Source organism: Neoactinobaculum massilliense (assembly GCF_900604955.1).
GTDB lineage: Bacteria > Actinomycetota > Actinomycetes > Actinomycetales > Actinomycetaceae > Neoactinobaculum > Neoactinobaculum massilliense.
Map to the genome: position 1 here is coordinate 728,609 of NZ_UWPE01000001.1, position 18,024 is coordinate 746,632.

The 18,024-nt window shown below is 62.7% G+C and carries 16 protein-coding genes and 4 tRNA genes; 1 reads left to right on the forward strand and 19 read right to left on the reverse strand.

The features are described from left to right. Positions 1–3 precede the first annotated feature (3 nt). From EIH27_RS03220 to EIH27_RS03290, 15 genes are all read right to left on the reverse strand, one after another. A complete protein-coding gene (locus EIH27_RS03220; RefSeq protein WP_124039522.1) occupies positions 4–408 on the reverse strand; it encodes a preprotein translocase subunit YajC in 405 nt (134 codons plus the stop codon). Positions 409–583: 175 nt separating this feature from the next. Next, positions 584–1,600: a Holliday junction branch migration DNA helicase RuvB gene (gene ruvB, locus EIH27_RS03225; RefSeq protein WP_124039523.1), complete on the reverse strand. Its 1,017-nt coding sequence runs from the start codon at positions 1,598–1,600 to the stop codon at positions 584–586. After that, entirely contained in the window at positions 1,601–2,194 is a 594-nt protein-coding gene (gene ruvA / locus EIH27_RS03230; RefSeq protein WP_124039524.1) for a Holliday junction branch migration protein RuvA, read from the reverse strand. A gap of 175 nt (positions 2,195–2,369) precedes the next feature. Continuing rightward, positions 2,370–2,999 carry a crossover junction endodeoxyribonuclease RuvC gene (gene ruvC / locus EIH27_RS03235; protein ID WP_124039525.1) on the reverse strand — a complete coding sequence of 210 codons (630 nt, stop codon included), beginning with the start codon at positions 2,997–2,999 and terminating at the stop codon, positions 2,370–2,372. A 6-nt stretch (positions 3,000–3,005) separates the two neighbouring features. Beyond that, entirely contained in the window at positions 3,006–3,773 is a 768-nt protein-coding gene (locus EIH27_RS03240) for a YebC/PmpR family DNA-binding transcriptional regulator (protein WP_124039526.1), read from the reverse strand. A 92-nt stretch (positions 3,774–3,865) separates the two neighbouring features. After that, positions 3,866–4,438: an NUDIX hydrolase gene (locus tag EIH27_RS03245; RefSeq protein ID WP_124039527.1), complete on the reverse strand. Its 573-nt coding sequence runs from the start codon at positions 4,436–4,438 to the stop codon at positions 3,866–3,868. Beyond that, on the reverse strand, positions 4,428–5,012 hold the full coding sequence (locus EIH27_RS03250) for a hypothetical protein (RefSeq protein WP_124039528.1): 585 nt from the start codon (positions 5,010–5,012) through the stop codon (positions 4,428–4,430). The genes EIH27_RS03245 and EIH27_RS03250 overlap by 11 nt, the downstream gene beginning before the upstream one ends. After that, on the reverse strand, positions 5,009–6,124 hold the full coding sequence (locus EIH27_RS03255) for a glycosyltransferase family 4 protein (RefSeq protein ID WP_124039529.1): 1,116 nt from the start codon (positions 6,122–6,124) through the stop codon (positions 5,009–5,011). The genes EIH27_RS03250 and EIH27_RS03255 overlap by 4 nt, the downstream gene beginning before the upstream one ends. Further along, complete coding sequence (locus EIH27_RS03260; protein WP_124039530.1) at positions 6,121–7,113, reverse strand: phosphatidylinositol mannoside acyltransferase; 993 nt, start codon at positions 7,111–7,113, stop codon at positions 6,121–6,123. Before EIH27_RS03260 ends, EIH27_RS03255 begins: the two co-directional genes overlap by 4 nt. Further along, positions 7,114–7,857: a phosphatidylinositol phosphate synthase gene (gene pgsA, locus EIH27_RS03265; protein WP_124039531.1), complete on the reverse strand. Its 744-nt coding sequence runs from the start codon at positions 7,855–7,857 to the stop codon at positions 7,114–7,116. Beyond that, a complete protein-coding gene (gene thrS / locus EIH27_RS03270; RefSeq protein WP_124039532.1) occupies positions 7,858–9,879 on the reverse strand; it encodes a threonine--tRNA ligase in 2,022 nt (673 codons plus the stop codon). A gap of 304 nt (positions 9,880–10,183) precedes the next feature. Further along, positions 10,184–10,870: a hypothetical protein gene (locus tag EIH27_RS03275; protein WP_124039533.1), complete on the reverse strand. Its 687-nt coding sequence runs from the start codon at positions 10,868–10,870 to the stop codon at positions 10,184–10,186. A gap of 501 nt (positions 10,871–11,371) precedes the next feature. After that, positions 11,372–11,443: transfer RNA gene (locus EIH27_RS03280), tRNA-Val, on the reverse strand. 6 nt (positions 11,444–11,449) lie between these two features. After that, positions 11,450–11,520: transfer RNA gene (locus tag EIH27_RS03285), tRNA-Cys, on the reverse strand. Between the two features lie 33 nt (positions 11,521–11,553). Beyond that, positions 11,554–11,626 (reverse strand) — tRNA-Gly (locus tag EIH27_RS03290). 143 nt (positions 11,627–11,769) lie between these two features. Here EIH27_RS03290 and EIH27_RS03295 point away from each other — a divergent pair. Next, positions 11,770–11,842 (forward strand) — tRNA-Val (locus tag EIH27_RS03295). Between the two features lie 656 nt (positions 11,843–12,498). Here the strand turns inward: EIH27_RS03295 and EIH27_RS03300 are convergent. From EIH27_RS03300 to EIH27_RS03315, 4 genes are all read right to left on the reverse strand, one after another. Continuing rightward, positions 12,499–13,779, reverse strand: coding sequence for an ABC transporter permease (locus EIH27_RS03300; protein ID WP_124039534.1), 1,281 nt, complete (start codon positions 13,777–13,779; stop codon positions 12,499–12,501). Then, a complete protein-coding gene (locus EIH27_RS03305) occupies positions 13,772–15,040 on the reverse strand; it encodes an ABC transporter permease (RefSeq protein WP_124040124.1) in 1,269 nt (422 codons plus the stop codon). The genes EIH27_RS03300 and EIH27_RS03305 overlap by 8 nt, the downstream gene beginning before the upstream one ends. 65 nt (positions 15,041–15,105) lie before the next feature. Next, complete coding sequence (locus EIH27_RS03310; protein ID WP_124039535.1) at positions 15,106–16,644, reverse strand: ABC transporter ATP-binding protein; 1,539 nt, start codon at positions 16,642–16,644, stop codon at positions 15,106–15,108. A 206-nt stretch (positions 16,645–16,850) separates the two neighbouring features. Next, positions 16,851–17,939 carry a BMP family lipoprotein gene (locus EIH27_RS03315; RefSeq protein ID WP_124039536.1) on the reverse strand — a complete coding sequence of 363 codons (1,089 nt, stop codon included), beginning with the start codon at positions 17,937–17,939 and terminating at the stop codon, positions 16,851–16,853. Positions 17,940–18,024: the final 85 nt, after the last annotated feature.

Below are 18,024 nucleotides of genomic sequence, written 5' to 3' on the forward strand. Positions count from 1 at the left end.
TTCTTACTTTTGCTCCGTGTCCGCAGAATCGTCGGTCCCGTCGCGAGCGGCATCCTGCTCCGAAAGAGTCTCGTCCGTGTTCGTCGCTGCGTTTGCCGCCTCAGCGGCATCCTCAGCGGCCGCTTCTTCCTCGGTGATGGGGCTCAACGGAATCTCCGCAGCCCCCTGGATAGCAGCGCGCATCCACACCGTCTCATCGCCCGCGGGGCTTTCGAGCGTTACCGCATCGCCATCCACGGCGACAATCTTCCCGTAGAAACCGGAGCCGGTCACCACGTTGACGCCCACTTTGATGGCTTTATCACGCTCATCAATCCGCCGCTTCTGTTCCTTCTTGGCTGAGTTATTCATGAACCAGGCCATCCCGAACATCACTACGACGATGATGAGAAGAATGATGGGTCCCACGCGCGATCCTCTCCCGTCAATAGACAATTACCGGTGCAGTCTACCTGGCCAAGGTTGCCCGCGCAGAACCAATCAGCATGCGAACGCACTCACGCCAATTAATGAGCACCCGGTACGCCGGTATCCTCATTTGCCAAGCTATGGGCTCCCCTGGGACATGCACCACCCTGCATGGCTAGAGCGTGGCCTGCTCCGGCGGCGGTGTGAGGCCAAGATGCTGCCACGCGAGCATCGTTGCTTTCCGCCCGCGGGGCGTACGCACCAGGAATCCCTCCCGCACCAGGTAGGGCTCACACACCTCCTCGACCGTCTCAGCCTCCTCCCCCACGCTTACCGAGAGCGTGGCCAGGCCTACCGGGCCGCCCCCAAAACGGCGGCATACGGCGTCGAGCACGGCACGGTCCAACCTATTGAGGCCGCATTTATCCACTTCGAACAGATCGAGCGCACTGGATGCTGCTTCTTCGTCCAGCGTGCCGGAGCCGTGCACCTGCGCCCAATCTCGGACACGCCGCAGTAACCGGTTGGCCACGCGCGGGGTGCCGCGGGACCGAGAGGCGATCTCGCTGGCCGCTTCCTCCGTGATATCCACTTCCAGTTTGAGCGCATTGCGCGTGACAATAGTGGCCAGTTCCTCCGTGGTGTAGTACTCAAGGTGAGCGGTAAAACCGAACCGGTCACGCAGCGGAGCGGGCAGTAGTCCGGAGCGCGTGGTAGCTCCCACCACCGTGAAATACGGCAGCGGCAGAGGGATGGACGTGGCGCCGGGCCCCTTGCCCACCATGACGTCCACGCGGAAATCCTCCATTGCCAGGTAGAGCATCTCCTCCGCGGGGCGGGCTAACCGGTGAATCTCGTCGATGAACAGCACGTCACCCTCCTGAACGGAGGAGAGCAGGGCCGCCAAATCACCGGCCGTCTGGATGGCGGGCCCCGAGGTAATCCGCAGTGCGCCACCCACCTCGTTGGCAATAATCATTGCCAACGTCGTTTTCCCCAGGCCCGGCGGACCGGCCAGAAGCACGTGATCGGGTGTGCGCCCACGCCCCAGGGCCGCCTGCAACACCAGCGAGAGTTGCTTGCGGACCGTATCCTGCCCCACAAATTCTGAGAGCTGACGGGGCCGGAGCGCCGCTTCTTCAGCGCGTTCAGGTTCCGTTGCGTCCGGTGATACCAGATTCGCCTCACTCACTTACTTCCGCCTCCCCAGCACCCGGAGGGATTCGCGTAGCAGCTGGGCCACGGTGCCATCGGGGTGCGCCTCAGCCGCCTCCGTAACCGCCGCGTGTGCTTCCGTTTCTCCCCAGCCCAACCCGGTAAGTGCGACGACGACGTCCGCGATCGCCGCCCCGGACGTCTCCGACGCCACCCCCTCCTCCGGCGCGGCCGGACCCAGCTTGGTAGCAAGTTCAAGGATCATGCGCTGGGCACTCTTCTTCCCCACCCCCGGCACACGCTGCAGCCGGGCCGTATCCTTGGCCTCCACCGCACGGCGCAAATCATTCGGGGACAGCGTGGAGAGTACGGCCAGGGCAAGTTTGGCGCCGATACCGGAGACGGATTGCAAAGCTAAATATGTAGCACGTTCATCGGGGCTGGCAAAGCCGAAAAGCGCCAGGGAGTCCTGCCTCACCACCAGGGTGGTGTAGAGCATTCCCTCCTCTCCTTCACGAAGGGAGGACAGCGCACTGGCCGTGGCGTTGATGGAGAGGCCCAGCCCATCCACGCTGATTTCAGCCTCCGTTGCGCCCACGTGGAGCACCTTCCCGCGTACGCTTGAAATCACAGCAACTCCTTCGAACGTTTGTTCCAAACTCTACCGGATCTTGCCGCCCCGCGCGCTCTCGAACGGCGTCGGAACTTTTAAGTACGCCCGGCGATCGGCGTCGTAAAAACGCGGGCCTGGGGCCGCACACCAACACCGAATAATGCGTGTACCTCTCGCGCGGGAAACCGGCCGCCTACTCCACACCCGGCGTAACCGCGCCGTGACGGGATGCTAAATGCTCCGCATCGGCCCACATCTTCTGCGCGGGCGTCAGCCCCGGGCCCTCATTACGAGGCAGATACCCGGCACCGCCGTGCTGACCATTATCCAGGCCGCCCGCCAGCGCCTCTGCCCCGCCGCGCCAGGCGTGCGTAATCGCAATCGCCAGCGCGTCCGCCGCATCCTTAGGCCGGGGCAACTGCTCCATGCGGAGAATACGTTTCACCATTGTCTGGACCTGCAGCTTGTGTGCACGCCCGTTTCCACTCACGGCCGCTTTAACCTCGGAGGGCGAGTGCATCCCCAGCGGAAGCCCCGCCCGCGCCGCCGCCAACATTGCAATTCCCGCCACCTGTGCCGTGGACGTTACGGAGCGCACATTCGACTGCGCGAACACGCGCTCGATCGCCACCACATCGGGATGAAACTCCTCGATCACCGCGTCGATGGCATTGGCGATCAGCAGGAGGCGCTGGTGGGGCGCCATATCCACCGGGCTGCGCCCCACCCGCATATCAACGAGCCTCACTCGGCGCCGCGAATCGGCATCAATTGTGCCAAGACCGCACCGGGTGAGGCCCGGATCGATACCTAGAATGCGCACCGCGCCCTAGTCCTCGTCTTCCTCCGCAAGCTGCGCGGCCACGTCCGCAGGAACATCCTCGTTCGTGTAAACATCCTGGACGTCATCAAGATCATCGAGAGCGTCGAGCAGACGCTGAACCTTGTGAGCGCCGTCCAGATCCACCGGCACCTTCATCGAGGGCACCCAGCGGCTTTCAGCCGCCGCATAGTCAATACCCGCATCCTGCAGGGCAGTACGCACCGCCACCACGTCCTTCGGATCGCAGTAGATGAGGAAGGTGTCCCCACCATCCTCGACCTCGTCCGCACCCGCATCAAGCACGGCCATGAGCACGTCATCCTCCGTGGTGCCACCGGCCTTCTCCGCCTCTACCACACCACGACGGTTGAACAGGTAGGAAACGGAGCCCGGGTCAGCGAGGTTACCGCCGTTGCGGGAGAGCGTGGTGCGCACGTCCGACGCCGCACGGTTGCGGTTATCCGTCAGGCATTCGATGAGAATGGCGACGCCGCCCGGCGCGTAGCCCTCGTAGCTGATGGATTCGTACTGGACTGAACCGTCCGTGGCGCCGCTGCCACGCTTGACAGCGCGATCAATGTTATCGGCTGGCACCGAGGCCTTTTTGGCCTTCTGGATCGCATCGTAGAGGGTCGGGTTTCCCGCGGGGTCCCCACCACCGGTGCGCGCAGCAACCTCGATGTTCTTCACCATGCGCGCGAACATCTTGCCGCGCTTGGCGTCAATGGCGGCCTTCTTGTGCTTGGTGGTGGCCCACTTAGAGTGTCCCGACACGTGCGTCTCCTCCGCTTGGACAGTATTTCCAGCTCATTGTAATCATCTCGCAGGCGCTATGCGTGATGCACACTTGGGAACAGGCCACAGGCTCAGCTCTCCCAGATCTCCGTGACCCGCCCGTCCCAGCCGCGCCACCACGCCGCAGCCATCCGATCGAGTCCACGCGGATACGTCACCGCATCCGTTCCCAGGTTGTCCGGTGCGTACCAGGCGGCACCCTCGAGAAGTTCCCGTTCCCACAGCGTGAGAGTTGCATCGCGCTGAGCCGCCGCTTGCTCCGCCTCCGCCACGGTGAGCCGAACCGTAAAGAACTCCTCATCCTGGCGGCGGGTTTCATGGACAAAATGGAATGTGGCGTGCCGATGCAGCACCGGTCCTTCAAGGCGGTCCGCTTCCACCCGAACGCCCGTTTCCTCGCGGAATTCACGCACAGCACCATCGCGGGCGCTCTCCCCCGCCGCAAGCCCGCCGCCGGGTGTGAAATACCAGCGATGCGCCGTGTCCCCTTCGTCGTGGCCGAGCAGCAGTAGGATGCGGCCGGCCGGATCAAAGGCCACCACGCGCGCAGCCTTTCGATGGGGCACTCCGTCCGCATCCGGTACCCATTCGGCCTCCAGGGCAGCCTCCTCCGCCTGCTCTGCGGCGCTACGATTACTCGTCATCAATATCCACCGTCCTTGGCACGGGCGCAGTGCCCGCCAGATGAAGCAGCCGTGGCAGGAGCGATGCGCGTAGCTGGCGCGCCTGGGCTACATGCGAATTATGGAATGACCGCGTGAGCCGTACATCCAACCGTGCCCGGGAGAGGCGATCAAGGCTATGCTGCGCCGCCGGGGAAATGTCACTCCGATCAATGCCATCCACGGTGAGTCGCAGTGCACGGGACAGGTTGGACTCCGCCTCACGCCGTAGCCGAGGCGAGGGAAGATCCAATACCGTCGGTGCACGTCGATCCGTAATGGCACCCAGGGCATCATCCACCGGCGCCACCATACTCAGGCTCATGGCATGGTCCGCCGCATCCACTAAAACTACCGCTCCGGCCATATCCAGAATGCTGCTCACACCCACTTCGTGAGCCACCTGCGCGCGGTTTGCCAGTGCCTGTTCAAGGGCCTGACGCGACTTCAGAATGGTGACATGCAGCCGGTCGATGCGCCGCGCATCAATGACCGCCCACACAGCCACCACAACGATCGCCAGCACTACCAGCATCCACAACACGGCGAACCTCATTCTTCCACCTCCAGATGGGCGGTACGCACGGCCGTCTCATACACGGCCAGCACCTGGGAGGCCACCGCGGACCAGTCATAACGCTCAGATTCAGTCCTGGCCTTGGCGGCCGTGGCCGCTCGGCGCGGCGCATCCCGCAGCGCCGCAATCAGCACGCGCGCCAAATCCTCCGCGTCCCCGTTTGCGTAGAGGTCACCAAATTCGCCCTCACCGAGGACCGCGCGGAACGCGGGAATATCGGATGCCACCACAAATCCACCGGCGGCCATGGCTTCAATCAGAATGATGCCGAAAGATTCCCCGCCGGTGTTGGGAGCCACGTATGCGGTAGCACTGGCGAGTAGCGCGGCTTTATCGGCGTCGCTCACCGGCCCAAGAAATGTGACAGCGGGCGCCACGGCGCCAAACAGTTTTCGCGCGGCCTCCTGATTGCCCTTCCCGGCCACGATGAAGTGGACATCGGGGAACGCGGCCTGGATCTGCCCCGCCGCCGCAGCCAGTATGGGCAGTCCTTTTCGCGATTCGTCCATGCGGCCCAGGAATGCGACGGTGGGTGCAGCTTCTCCGCCCGTAAAGCGCGGGTCCTTCTCCACGTGAAATTGACGCGTGTACACGCCGTTCGGGATGATGTAGGCATCGCCGCCCAGATACTGCACCAGCGTGCGGCGTGCCTCCTGGGACACTGCGATGCGCGCCTGGATTTTTTCGAGGAAGGGACGGAGTACCGGCCCAAATATATCGAGTGTGCGGGACCGCTCCATCGAGGTGTGATGGGTGGAGACCACGGGCACATCGGATGCCATAAGGGCAAGCATTGAAACGGAAGGAACCAGCGGCTCATGCACGTGCACCACATCGAAATGTCCCGCCCGTAGCCAGTTTTTCACCGCGTGGTTAACCCGCGGCCCGAACGCCAACCGAGCCACCGAGCCGTTGTAGGGCACCGGGACTGCCGCTCCCACCGGGGTGATGGTCTCGTCAGTCCCCTCGCTAGGAGCGATCACGGATACATAGTGTCCACGACGGCGAAGTTCGGCGGCCAAGTCTCGGATGTGGAACTGCACCCCTCCCGGCACATCCCAGGAGTATGGGCAGGCAATCCCGATTCTCATGCGTTCTCCCTCGCCTCTTCGGCCTCCCGTTCCCGCGCCGCGCGCTCACGACTGCGAGCCAGCCGGTCCTGGTCCAGGTCATTCACAAAAAGCGGCTGGAGCATATGCCAGTCCTCGAGATGTGCACGCAGCCCCGATTCGATCCGGCTCACCCACGCCTGGGTCATCCGCTCAAGATCACGCTGCTTTTCCGCTACCGAGGCATCCGGACTGACGCTTGAATAAACGGGATCGTATGCCTCCACCACCACGCGCCACCGGGTTCCTGCCCCGCGCTTGCGGGGCGCCCTCTGGTAATAGGAGAGAACGGGAAGAAGAGGAAGCCCAAGGCTCTGTGCCAGAATGGCCGGCCCGGGGGCTACGCGCGCGATTCCCTCTCCCAGGTGCACCTCAATGCCGGTGTGCGTGAGGTCCCGATCTGCTAGTAGCGGGACCAGCACACCGCCCTTTGCCAGCTCGCCCTCCAGTTTATGGATGGCGCCACCACCCTTAATAACTGGGAAAATGGTGAGGCCCAGCTCCTCGCGAAAGTCCACGAAGGAGTGGTACAGCTCCTCTGGTTCCAGTTTCTCCACCAGCGTGGCCGTGGCCCCAAGATTGAGGGTGGCCCAGGCGCCAGCGAGATCCCAATTTCCAGCATGGAGTAGAGCGCCCACGAATGAGCGGCCCTGAGGCATCCCGGTTTTCATTTGCTCAAGATTCACGGCCACGAAGTGGGCATTAATATCCGCCTCATTCATTGACCGCAGCCGGAATACCTCGTAGTAGTAACGCATGTAGCTTCGCATGGCGGCCCGCGAGAGCCGGCGTGCCTCAGCTCCTCGCAAACCGGGCCTCAGCCGCGCCTGATTCTTGCGAAGTTGGCGGGTGCCGGTGGTAGGGAGCTCCCCCACCACCGTACCGACGACGTTGAAGATCCCCCTGCCCAGCGGCTCGGGTAACCGATTGACCACCGCGTCCGCCGCGCGGAACACCTTCATAACGTCCATTCATTCCTCCCCAACGCCGCGAGAATCTGCCGGGTGCGTCAAATTCGTGGCCGGCCCGTGGCCATTTCGCTGATCGTCCAAATCCGCACCATCCTGCGTATCCGCGCCCGCCGCGCGCCCGCCGCTAGCCACGGCCTGCTGCTTCACCGTGATCATCCGCTGCAGCACGGTGATGAACCCGGCCACAAACAGGTACCAGGCCGCCACCAGCAGCAGCCAGGTAAGCCATTCGCCCCACCCGGTGCCGGCCAACCAGGCGGCGGCCAGCAGAATGACCAGCCGGTCCGCACGCTCGGAGAGCCCAACATTCGCCGAATACCCACTGGCCTCGGCACGCGCTTTGGCGTAGGAGGTGGTGATTGCCACCACCAGTCCGCCCAGGAGGCCCACCATGATCCAGTTGGTCGCTCCAATTTGGTAGCGATATACCCACACCATGATGCCGGCGAAAATAGCGCCGTCAGCCAGGCGGTCACACGTGGCGTCCAGGAACGCGCCCCAGGCGGAGGAGGTGTGCGTGAGCCGCGCCAACTGCCCGTCAAGGCTGTCCATGATCACCACCGCGCCGATCAGCCAGGACGCCCAGACCGGGTGTCCCAGCGGATATAGCGTCAGTGCAAGCAGTACGGTGACTGCCGTGCCCGTGATGGTGATGGCGTCCGCCGTAATCCCCGCCTTGACAGCAAGGCGGGCAATTGGCCCGAACACGCGATAGGCGAATGGGCGCCCCGAGCGCGAGAGCATCTAGGCCTCCTCGATCTTTTCTCCAGCCGGATCGTTGACGCGGCGGGCCACCACGTCCTCGATGTGCGCGATGGCACGATCCACCGGGATACCGTTCTGCTGGGCGCCATCCCGATAACGGAAGGACACCGCCCCGGCCTCCGCATCCTCACCGCCGGCAATCAGCACGAAGGGCACCTTTTCCTTGGCGGCCGTGCGAATCTTCTTGCCGAAGCGGTCCGAGGAGTGGTCCACCTCCACGCGGATGTGATGCGCCCGGAGCTGTGCGGCTACCTCGTCAACGTAACCATCGAAGGCCTCAGCTACCGGAATGAGCCGCACCTGCACCGGCGCCAGCCAGGCGGGGAATGCGCCGGCGTAGTGCTCGGTCAGCACACCAACGAAACGCTCGATGGAACCAAACAGGGCACGGTGAATCATTACGGGGCGCTGTCGGGAACCATCCTTCGCCGTGTACTCCAGGTCAAAACGTTCGGGGAGATTGAAGTCCAGCTGGATTGTGGACATCTGCCACGTACGCCCGATGGCATCACGCGCCTGCACGGAGATCTTCGGGCCGTAGAACGCCGCGCCTTCCGGATCCGGCACCAGTTCCAGGCCCGACGCCGTTGCCACGTCACGGAGCGTATTGGTCGCTTCCTCCCACAGCGCGTCATCGCCGATGAACTTCTTCGGGTCCTTCGTGGAGAGCTCCAGGTAGAAATCGTTGAGACCGAAATCCTTGAGGAGATCGAGCACGAACTTAAGGACGGAGGCAATCTCCTCCCCCATCTGCTCGCGAGTGGTGTAGATGTGCGAATCATCCTGCGTGAAACCACGGGCGCGCGTAAGCCCATGCACCACGCCGGACTTTTCGTAGCGGTATACGGTGCCGAACTCGAAGAGCCGCAGCGGCAGATCGCGGTAGGAGCGCCCGCGCGACTTGTAGATGAGAGAGTGCATGGGGCAATTCATCGGCTTGAGGTAGTAGTCCTGCCCCTGCTTCGTGATATTGCCCTCCGCGTCCCGTTCCTCGTCAAGGTGCATGGGCGGGAACATGCCGTCCTTGTACCACGAGAGGTGACCGGAGGTTTCAAAGAGTGCGCCCTTGGTGATGTGCGGCGTGTTAACGAAGCTGTAGCCGGCCTCCAGGTGGCGCTGACGGGAGTAGTCCTCCATGAGCATGCGCAGCATGCCACCCTTGGGATGGAATAGCGCCAGGCCGGACCCCAGTTCTTCCGGGAAGGAGAACAGGTCCAATTCCTGTCCGAGCCGCCGGTGATCGCGCTTCTCCGCCTCGGCCATGCGTGTCTGGTAGGCCGTGAGATCCTCCTTGGATGCCCATGCCGTGCCATAAATACGCTGCAGCTGATCGTTTGCCTGGTCACCCTTCCAGTAGGCGGCCGATGACTTGGTGAGGGCGAAGCCGTTGCCAATATAGGAGGTGGATGGCACGTGCGGACCGCGGCATAGATCAGACCAGACGGTGGTGCCGTGGCGATCCACGTTGTCGTACATGGTGAGGCCACCCTCGCCCACCTCGACGCTTGCGGCCTCTGACCCCGCGCCCTTTGTTTCAATCAGTTCAAGCTTGTAGGGCTGCGCGGCTTCTTCCTGGCGCGCTTGCTCCTTAGAGACCTCACGGCGTACGAAACGCTGGCTTGACTTCACAATCTTCTTCATGCGCTTTTCGAGATCACGAAGCAGTTCGGGCGTTACGGGATCGATATTGCCGAAATCGTAGTAGAAGCCATCCTCAATGAACGGACCCACTCCCAGGTGCGCATCCGGGTAGATCTGCTGGAGCGCCTGCGCGAGCACGTGTGTGGTGGAGTGACGCAGAATGTTAAGCCCGTCCGGGCTGTCCTTTGTAACCGTCTCTACCTCGGCACCGTCCAGCGTGGACAGGTCCGTAGCAAGATCCCGCAGCTCGCCGTTCACACGAAGAGCGACGATGGTGCGATCCTTGCCAAAGAGATCGATACCGGTGGTCTGATCCTCGATGGTTTGCGGTTTCCCGTCGATCGAGAGATGTGCAGCCATGTGTCTCCTTAAATTGTTGATTGGCGCCGTTACTAGGGGCGTCCCGGTTAGTCTACTCATGCCCACCGGCAGGAACCTGCCTCCGGGCCTGTCGGTGGGATTCGTCATGGCATTCCGACGACGCCGCCAGCCCGGTGGCCATGTACTCGACCAGTGCAGTGGTCAGCGCCACGTCACATTGGCTCATCACGCAGGTAGGCCCGCGGGAAACCCGCGGGCCTACCTCTTCCGCAACTACGCAGGCTCTCTACGAGCCGTGCGTTCGACGTCGTCGGGAATGCGCCAGAAACATATCCGGCACCATCTACTCCGCCTTATGCGCTGCCTTCTTTGCCGGCACGAAACCATAAACCGTGAGTACCAGGCCAATCACGCCAAGTGCCACACCGGCCCACAGGGCTACCTTGCCCACCACAGACCAGCCGTACACGTTAAGCAGAGTGCCACGAATCGTGGAGCCGTTGAGGAACGTGTCAACACGGAGAGACTGAAGTGATGCGGCCGTCTTCGCCGCCTCGGAAGTGGTGGTCGGATCCGCGATTTCCTTGTCAGCGAGGGCCTGAGCCTCTTCTTCCGTGGCGTCCGGGTGAGCAGCCTTGACCTCAGCGAGCACCTTATCCTGCGCATCACTCACGTTCTTGCCCAGCGTTGCATACGTGGCGCCCTCAAGCCCTGCGGCCTTGGCGGCAGCGGCCATGTGCTTGGCCACAAAGTTGTCCGCGTACGCCTTGGCTTCCTTGCCGGTGGACATCTTCTGGCCCGCGTACGGCGTCAGGACATCGGCGTCCGCCTGCGTAATTGAGCCTGCCTTCACCTGCGCCGCCAGCGCATCCTTGGTGGGCATCGTGATGTCCTGCTGCGCGAGCTGTCCGGCAATGAAGTTGCCTGCATACACGCCTCCGCTGAGCGCACCAATCCCAACAAGGAGAAGGATGATGCCGAAAATTTTGCCCAGGGTCTTGTACACCCGCGAAACGGAATTGTCTTCCATGACTGTTCCTTTGATTTGTTGCACGGTGGGATCTTCCGCCCCACTCCGGGTGAGCATATGTCCATGAAGCCGCGGCGCCTAGAGCAAAAATGCATCTGGGCGCTCGCACTTATCCGCACCCTGTATCCCCCACCACACCCGAAGGCTTTAAGTCCTATTTTCAACTGAATGTTCAATGCTTGTGGATACTTAAGTGAGCACACCCCTTGCCACCGCTCGGCTTCAATGAGCAGCAGGAAGAGAAATGTGAACCACTCCGGGGCTAAGTTAATGATTTGCGGCGATAGATAAAATCTACGGTCGCACGTGCGACCACACACCCGCGATAATCACGTACCTGCAATGGGCGTATGGCCAAATAGCGGGGTAGGGTGCTGACCGATCGTCGCCGGCTCTATCCGCAATTGCGCAGGGAGCTACATACACTCACCGGACACAAAAATCCCCACAATTGAAATGATTCAATCGCGGGGTATCAATCATAAAACCCAAAAGAGATAGTGGGCGATACTGGGATCGAACCAGTGACCTCTTCCGTGTCAGGGAAGCGCGCTCCCTCTGCGCCAATCGCCCGATGCGAGGTGGGTACGGGATTCGAACCCGTGTGCACGGCTTTGCAGGCCGTTGCCTCGCCTCTCGGCCAACCCACCGTGCGGATTGACAGAAGAACTGCCACTCCTCCGAGCGGATGACGGGGCTCGGACCCGCGACCTCCACCTTGGCAAGGTGGCGCTCTACCAACTGAGCTACATCCGCGAACGCCTTGCGGCGACCTGTAAAACTATAGCGGGCACCCCCTCACGTGTCCAATGCAGATTCGTGAGGTCTACGCCACGCTCCGAAAACATTGTTGAGAGTTGCGCCAGCCGGCTTGAAACCTGTACTCTCTATATCCGTTCGGGCGATTAGCTCAGTGGTTAGAGCGCTTCGTTCACACCGAAGAGGTCACTGGTTCGAATCCAGTACCGCCCACGAACAGCCACCGAAAGGTGGCTTTTTCTGTATCTGCCGGCGAGTACCCGGCGCTCGGTATCTGGCGGTACCCGCGGGTTGGTTCCTGACAGCTGTCATCTGGCGGTACCTGGCGAGCAGCAACGGATGATCGGTATCCGCCGGACGCATCAGCCCAGGGGTGGGTGGGGCGCTGAGTTGATGAAAAAACTCTTGAGTTGATGGCTAGTGCCCGGTTTTGGGCCTCGAATCGTCCCTCAACCGCGCATTTTCCGTCCACTCGGTAGGAAACCATGAGTTGAGCGCCCCACCGGTGCCGCCACCTCGCCAACGGCACCAACAAGTCCCCGTTGCACGAGGGGCACTCCGAGCTGCGTGCCGAAGGAATGTCGGAGCTGGTCAGAGTCCTCATTGCACGCGGGGCGCCCAGCTGGGCCTGCCCGGTGAAACACCGCCGCTGGAGACTCTCCGTTGCACGCGGGGCGCCCCCGCCAACCGCACCAACCGATAGCCGCTGCACGCCGCCAACCGCACATACCGGCACGTATCCCCCTGGCGCCGCGCCACCGCACCCCGCACGTACCTGCACGTCCCGCCCACGGGCCGCTCCCCGCCAACCGCACACAAAAAGGGCGACGACGTGCGTGACGTCGTCGCCCTCACCAGCACGCGGAACCCTACTTCACGTACGGAATGTTCTCCGCCGCGGGCGCCTTGGAGCGGCCCACGAAGCCCGCTACGGCCACAATGGTGACCACGTAGGGGATCATGTTGACCAGCTCGGAGGGGATGTTGCCGTTCAGCGCCGGGAGCAGGCGTGCAACGGCCTGAGCGAAGCCAAACATGGTGGCCGCCGCCACCGCCCCGAGTGGGTGCCACTTCCCCAGAATCATGGCCGCCAGGGCAATATAGCCGTTGCCGGCGGAGATGTTCTCGGAGAATGTCATGCCCGAACCGATGGTGAAGAAAGCGCCACCCAGGCCGGCAATCGCAGAGCCGAGGATCGTGTTGCGCCACCGGGTGCGGTTGACGTTGATGCCCACGGTATCCGCGGCCTCCGGATGCTCGCCCACCGCGCGCATCCGCAGACCCCAGCGGGAGCGGTAGAGGAACACCGAGAGCAGTGCCACCACCACGTACATGAGGTATACGAGGATCGACTGGTCAAACAGCGCCGGCCCGATCACGGGAATCTGGGAGAGCACGGGAATGGGCAGATCCGGCAGCGAATACTTGTTTGTATTGAGATGCTCGGGATCCGCCTTCATGACGGTGCCAAAGAAGAACGTGGTGAGGCCCAGCGCCAAAACATTGAGCACCACGCCCACAATGATCTGATCCACCCCGTATTTGACCGAGAATACAGCCAGCAGCCAGCCGAACAGGCAGGCCACGATCGGCGCCGCCACCAGGCCAAGCAGCGAGCTGTGCGTGAGCGAGGCCACCATGACCGCGGCGAAGGCGCCAGCCAGCATGTCTCCTTCGATCGCGATGTTGACCACGCCCGCGTGCTCCCCAACGACGCCCGAGAGTGCACCAAAGATCAGCGGCGTGGAGATGGCCACGGTGGATACAAGTACCGAGGTGAGCGTCACCGCACCCGTTGAGCCTGCCCCCGCGAAAATAAGGAATCCCGCCACAAATAGGAGCCCCACAACCACGCCGGTTCCCACCCGCGCACCCCGATGGTGGGAACGATGCGTGGCCGCGTAGGTGGCCCACACGGCACCGATAACGGTGATGGCCGCAAACACCCACAGCACACCAGACGCGTTAATCGTGATATCCGCAATGTTAAGGGCTTGCCCGCGGTCATTGAGGCGCAGCCGGGTGGTGCCGTGCGCCGCCACCGCGAACCAGATGAGGAACAGCGCCGCGATCGCGTAGGTGATGGGTGCTTTCCACGAAATGCGCGTTTGCGCGGCCGATTCCGCCACAGAAGGCGACACGTTACTCATTGTTCTCTCCGTTCTGTGCGGTGGGTTCTTGGACATGGCGCCCGCCTTCCGGGCGTGGCGCCGGTATAGCCTCCGGGACGTGCGCGGCAGCTACCGACGCCGAAGGGACGGCGTGCTTGGCAGCATCCGCGAGCTGTGAATCCGCCCCGGTATTCGGATGCCCTATGGGCAGCAGGCCGGCAGCTAGTTCCTCCCGAAGCGAGTGCCCGGTGGGATGGGGCAGGTGGAATAGCCAGCGCACTAGCGCGGGCGCCGCGATGAGCAGCACGATGACGGACTGCAGAATGAGCACCATGTCGATGGGCACGCCCGCCTGGGACTGCATGGGGTATCCGCCAGCGCGGAAGGCACCAAACAGCAGGCCCGCCAGCAGCGTACCCACCGGGGTGTTACGCCCCAGTAGCGCCACCGTGATGGCATCGAAACCGATGGAGCCGGCCACGTCCAGTGTGACGTATCCGATGTCGCCAAGTGCCTGATTGGCCCCGGCAAGCCCTAGGAATGCACCCGAAATAGCCATCGTGGCCACCGTGATTTTGCCGGCGGACACACCCGCTGTCCGGGCCGCATCAGGATTTGCCCCCACGGCACGCACTTCAAAACCCAGTGTCGAACGCTCAAGCAACCACCAGTAGACGACCACAGCTGCCAGCGCCACGATGAAGCCCACATTCACCTTGAATGGTGCGGATAAAAGCTTGGCGAAGGCCGCGGAATCGGCCACGTTAGCCGTTCGAGGTTGACCGGACCCTGCCAGCTGCCAGTACTTCTGCCCAAGGCAGTAGGCCAGGCCCAGCGAGGCGATGGAGTTGAGCATGATCGTCACGATCACCTCATTGGCACCGGTGCGTGCCTTGAGGATACCGGCGATGGCGGACCAGATGCAGCCCGCCGCTACGGCCGCAATGACGGCCACGAGGGTGTGTAGCCCCATGGGCAGTGACAACTTGGTGCCCACCCACACCGCCGCCAGCGCGCCGGCAATAATCTGCCCTGCACCACCAATGTTGAACAGTCCGGCGCGGAAGCCGAACGCCACCCCTAGCCCACCGATGATGAGCGGCGTCGCATTGTAGAGAGTGTCCGTGATCGGCTTGATCTGACGCTGCCAGGTGGCCGCGGTGGGATCAAAAATGGCGCCGCGGAACATGGCCACGTATGCCTCCCCCACCGAGGCACCAGAAATCACGATGAGGATGGCGCCCACCAGGAACGCCACCACCACGGCAAGTAGTGAGACAAACCAGCCTGAGGCCAGCATGTGGCGAACGGTGATGCCGAACCGGCCACCTTGAACGTTGCGCCGGAGCGCAGGAGCCTGCGAACTCACGCCATTTCCTCCTTTGTGGCGCCCGCAAGCGCCTCGCTGGCCGGCACACCGGCCATCATCAATCCCAGTACCTCCGACGGCGTGGAGGGCGGCACAATCCCAACGATCTTGCCCCGATACATGACGGCAACGCGATCCGAGAGTTGGGTTACCTCGTCCAGTTCGGAGGAGATAACCAGCACCGGGACACCGCGATCACGGACCGCAATAATCTGGTTGTGGATGAATTCCACGCTGCCCACGTCCACGCCGCGGGTGGGCTGATTTGCTACCAGAAGCTTGAGACCACGCGATAGCTCTCGGGCCACCACCACCTTTTGCTGGTTGCCTCCCGAAAGCGTGGCGATCGGATCCTCGATGGCACCTACGCGAATGTCGTATTCCTCCGTGGCCCGTTCCGCCTCATGCCGGACCGCCGTCCGCTGGAGTTCCCCGTGACGCGCAAAGGGGGCGTCACGGTAGCGGTCCAACACCAGGTTGGCCGCCACGGAGAAGCTGGCGACAATGCCGTCGCGCGTACGATCCTCGGGAATGAACCCCACCCCGGCGTCGAGCGATTTTCGCGGGCTCGCGTGGGTGATGTCATGGCCATCCAGTGAGATAGTGCCGCTCGCCGGATCCTCAAGTCCCAGAATCGCACGTGCCAGGGACGTCTGCCCATTGCCCTCCACGCCAGCAATGCCCAGTACCTCGCCGCCGCGCACCTCGAAACTCACGTTATCGAGGGTGAGCTTGCGGCCGGCGTCGAACGCGGAGAGGTGAGAAACCTTCAGCGAATTCTCCCGGACGTGCGGCGCTTCCTTCTGCACCTGCAGCATCACGGGACGGCCCACCATCATGGTGGCCAGGTCCGCCTCGCTGGTATCCGGGGTGGCGCTACCCACCACGCGGCCGCGCCGAATGACGGTGATTTCATCGGCCACTGCGCGCACCTCCCGCAGTTTGTGGGTGATGAACACAATGGAGGTACCGGCATCCGCGAGTTTGCGCATGGTGGCCATCAGCTCGTCGGTTTCCTGCGGGGTGAGGACCGCGGTGGGCTCGTCAAGAATGAGCACCTTCGCCTCACGCACCAGCGCCTTGGCGATCTCCACGCGCTGCTGGAGTCCGACCGGTAGATCCTCGATGAGCACATCCGGATCGAGCTCAAAGCCGTAATCAGCGGAGACCTGCTCTACCCGACGCCGCGCCTCTTTCACGTTGATGAGCCCCGCGCGTCCGGTCGGCTCATCCCCGAGCACCAGCGATTCGGCCACGGTAAACACAGGGATGAGCATGAAGTGCTGATGAACCATGCCGATGCCCGCGGCCACGGCGTCGCCCGGACCGGAGATTTTGACGGGTTTGCCGTCGATGAGAATTTCACCCTCGTCGGGCTGATGCAGCCCATACAGGATATTCATGAGGGTGGACTTTCCCGCCCCGTTTTCACCGAGGAGCGCATGGATATGCCCCTCTTTGATTTCTAGATTGATGTGATCGTTGGCGGTTACGGGACCAAACCGCTTGGTGATCCCGCGTAGCTCCAGCTCCATGGGGCTCCCTTCGCTTAGTTGCAGGAATCCTATCGCGCGTGAGGCTCACGCTGAGCCAATCGGCCACATCGTGTGCCCCGACGACGCCGTCCGCCGCGCCAGCCTCCCTGCGTGCGGCAGCAGGTATCACGGACGTGCGAAAGCCCGCCGCAGCGGTATCCCGGTAAAGGACCGTTCGTCTACGGCGGGCCATCTATTCTGACGCGCTAGGCCTGAGGCTGGGCGTCGGAGGTGATCTTCAGTTCACCCGAGGTGATCTGGTCGGTCAGCTTGCTGACCTCGTCCTTCAGGGACTGAGGCACCTTGGAATCAAAATCGTGGTACGGGGCGAGTCCCACACCCTTGTTCTCCAGCGTGCCAATGTAGGGCGTGCCGTCCAGCTTGCCCTCCGAGCCGGCCTTCACGGTGTCGTACACGGCGTTGTCGATGCGCTTCAGCACCGAGGTAATCACAATGTCCTTGTAATCCGGAGCGGACTCATACCAGTCCGAGTCCACGCCGATGATGTAGGCATTGCCGGAATCCTTGGCCGCCGTACCGGCGCCAAGTGCCGCGTTGCCGGCCACGGGCATGATGATGTCCGCGCCCTGGTCGATGAACTGCTGTGCCTGCTGCTTGCCGAGGGACTTATCCTCGAAGGACTGGGTGAATGCACCGGACTGCTTGGCCTTATCCCAGCCGAGCACCTTCACATTCGTGCCCTTAGCCTTGTTGTAGGCGACCACGCCGTCCACGAAACCATCCATGAAGATGGTGACGGTGGGGATCTGCTGACCGCCGAAGGTGGCCACCGTGCCCGTCTTCGTCATGCCGGCTGCCACGTAGCCCGCCAGGTAGGCGGCCTCCACCGTGTTGAACTCTAGGGCGCGGCCGTTATCCACGCTCACGGACTTACCGCTGGCATCCTGGAAGGCAGAATCCACCAGCGCGAAGTTAAGATCCGAATTATCCTGCGCGGCCTGCGTGATATCCGCCGCGAGGAGGAAGCCGACGCCGATGGTGAGGTTGCATCCGCCCGAGACAAGCGAATCAATATTCGGCTGGTAATCCGAGGCACTGTTGGACTCGGCGGTGCCCGTCTCAACACCCAGCTTCTTGGCGGCGCGCTGCAAACCGTTGTAGGCGGCCTCGTTGAAGGAGTGGTCATCCCACCCGCCGGAATCAGACACAACACACGCCTTGTAGTCCGAGGACGCACCGGAAGCGGTGGACTTTGCGGACCCGCCCGTGGAGCACGCCGTGAGCGTGAGCGCGGCTGCCGCGGCCAGCGCCGCGAACTTTGAAGCCTTCTTCATGTGGATTCTCCTCATTATTGGCAGTAGGCCGAGCCTGCGGCGCCGCGGGGCGCCGCGCAACCCAAAATTTTACTGGACGTTTACC

Bases quoted from the DNA above. Each gene is read 5' to 3' on its own strand.
- EIH27_RS03245 (WP_124039527.1), bottom strand. From the start codon at position 4,438: ATGACGAGTAATCGTAGCGCCGCAGAGCAGGCGGAGGAGGCTGCCCTG.
- EIH27_RS03250 (WP_124039528.1), bottom strand. From the start codon at position 5,012: ATGAGGTTCGCCGTGTTGTGGATGCTGGTAGTGCTGGCGATCGTTGTG.
- EIH27_RS03255 (WP_124039529.1), bottom strand. From the start codon at position 6,124: ATGAGAATCGGGATTGCCTGCCCATACTCCTGGGATGTGCCGGGAGGG.
- EIH27_RS03260 (WP_124039530.1), bottom strand. From the start codon at position 7,113: ATGGACGTTATGAAGGTGTTCCGCGCGGCGGACGCGGTGGTCAATCGG.
- pgsA (WP_124039531.1), bottom strand. From the start codon at position 7,857: ATGCTCTCGCGCTCGGGGCGCCCATTCGCCTATCGCGTGTTCGGGCCA.
- thrS (WP_124039532.1), bottom strand. From the start codon at position 9,879: ATGGCTGCACATCTCTCGATCGACGGGAAACCGCAAACCATCGAGGAT.
- EIH27_RS03275 (WP_124039533.1), bottom strand. From the start codon at position 10,870: ATGGAAGACAATTCCGTTTCGCGGGTGTACAAGACCCTGGGCAAAATT.
- EIH27_RS03300 (WP_124039534.1), bottom strand. From the start codon at position 13,779: ATGAGTAACGTGTCGCCTTCTGTGGCGGAATCGGCCGCGCAAACGCGC.
- EIH27_RS03305 (WP_124040124.1), bottom strand. From the start codon at position 15,040: ATGCTGGCCTCAGGCTGGTTTGTCTCACTACTTGCCGTGGTGGTGGCG.
- EIH27_RS03310 (WP_124039535.1), bottom strand. From the start codon at position 16,644: ATGGAGCTGGAGCTACGCGGGATCACCAAGCGGTTTGGTCCCGTAACC.
- EIH27_RS03315 (WP_124039536.1), bottom strand. From the start codon at position 17,939: ATGAAGAAGGCTTCAAAGTTCGCGGCGCTGGCCGCGGCAGCCGCGCTC.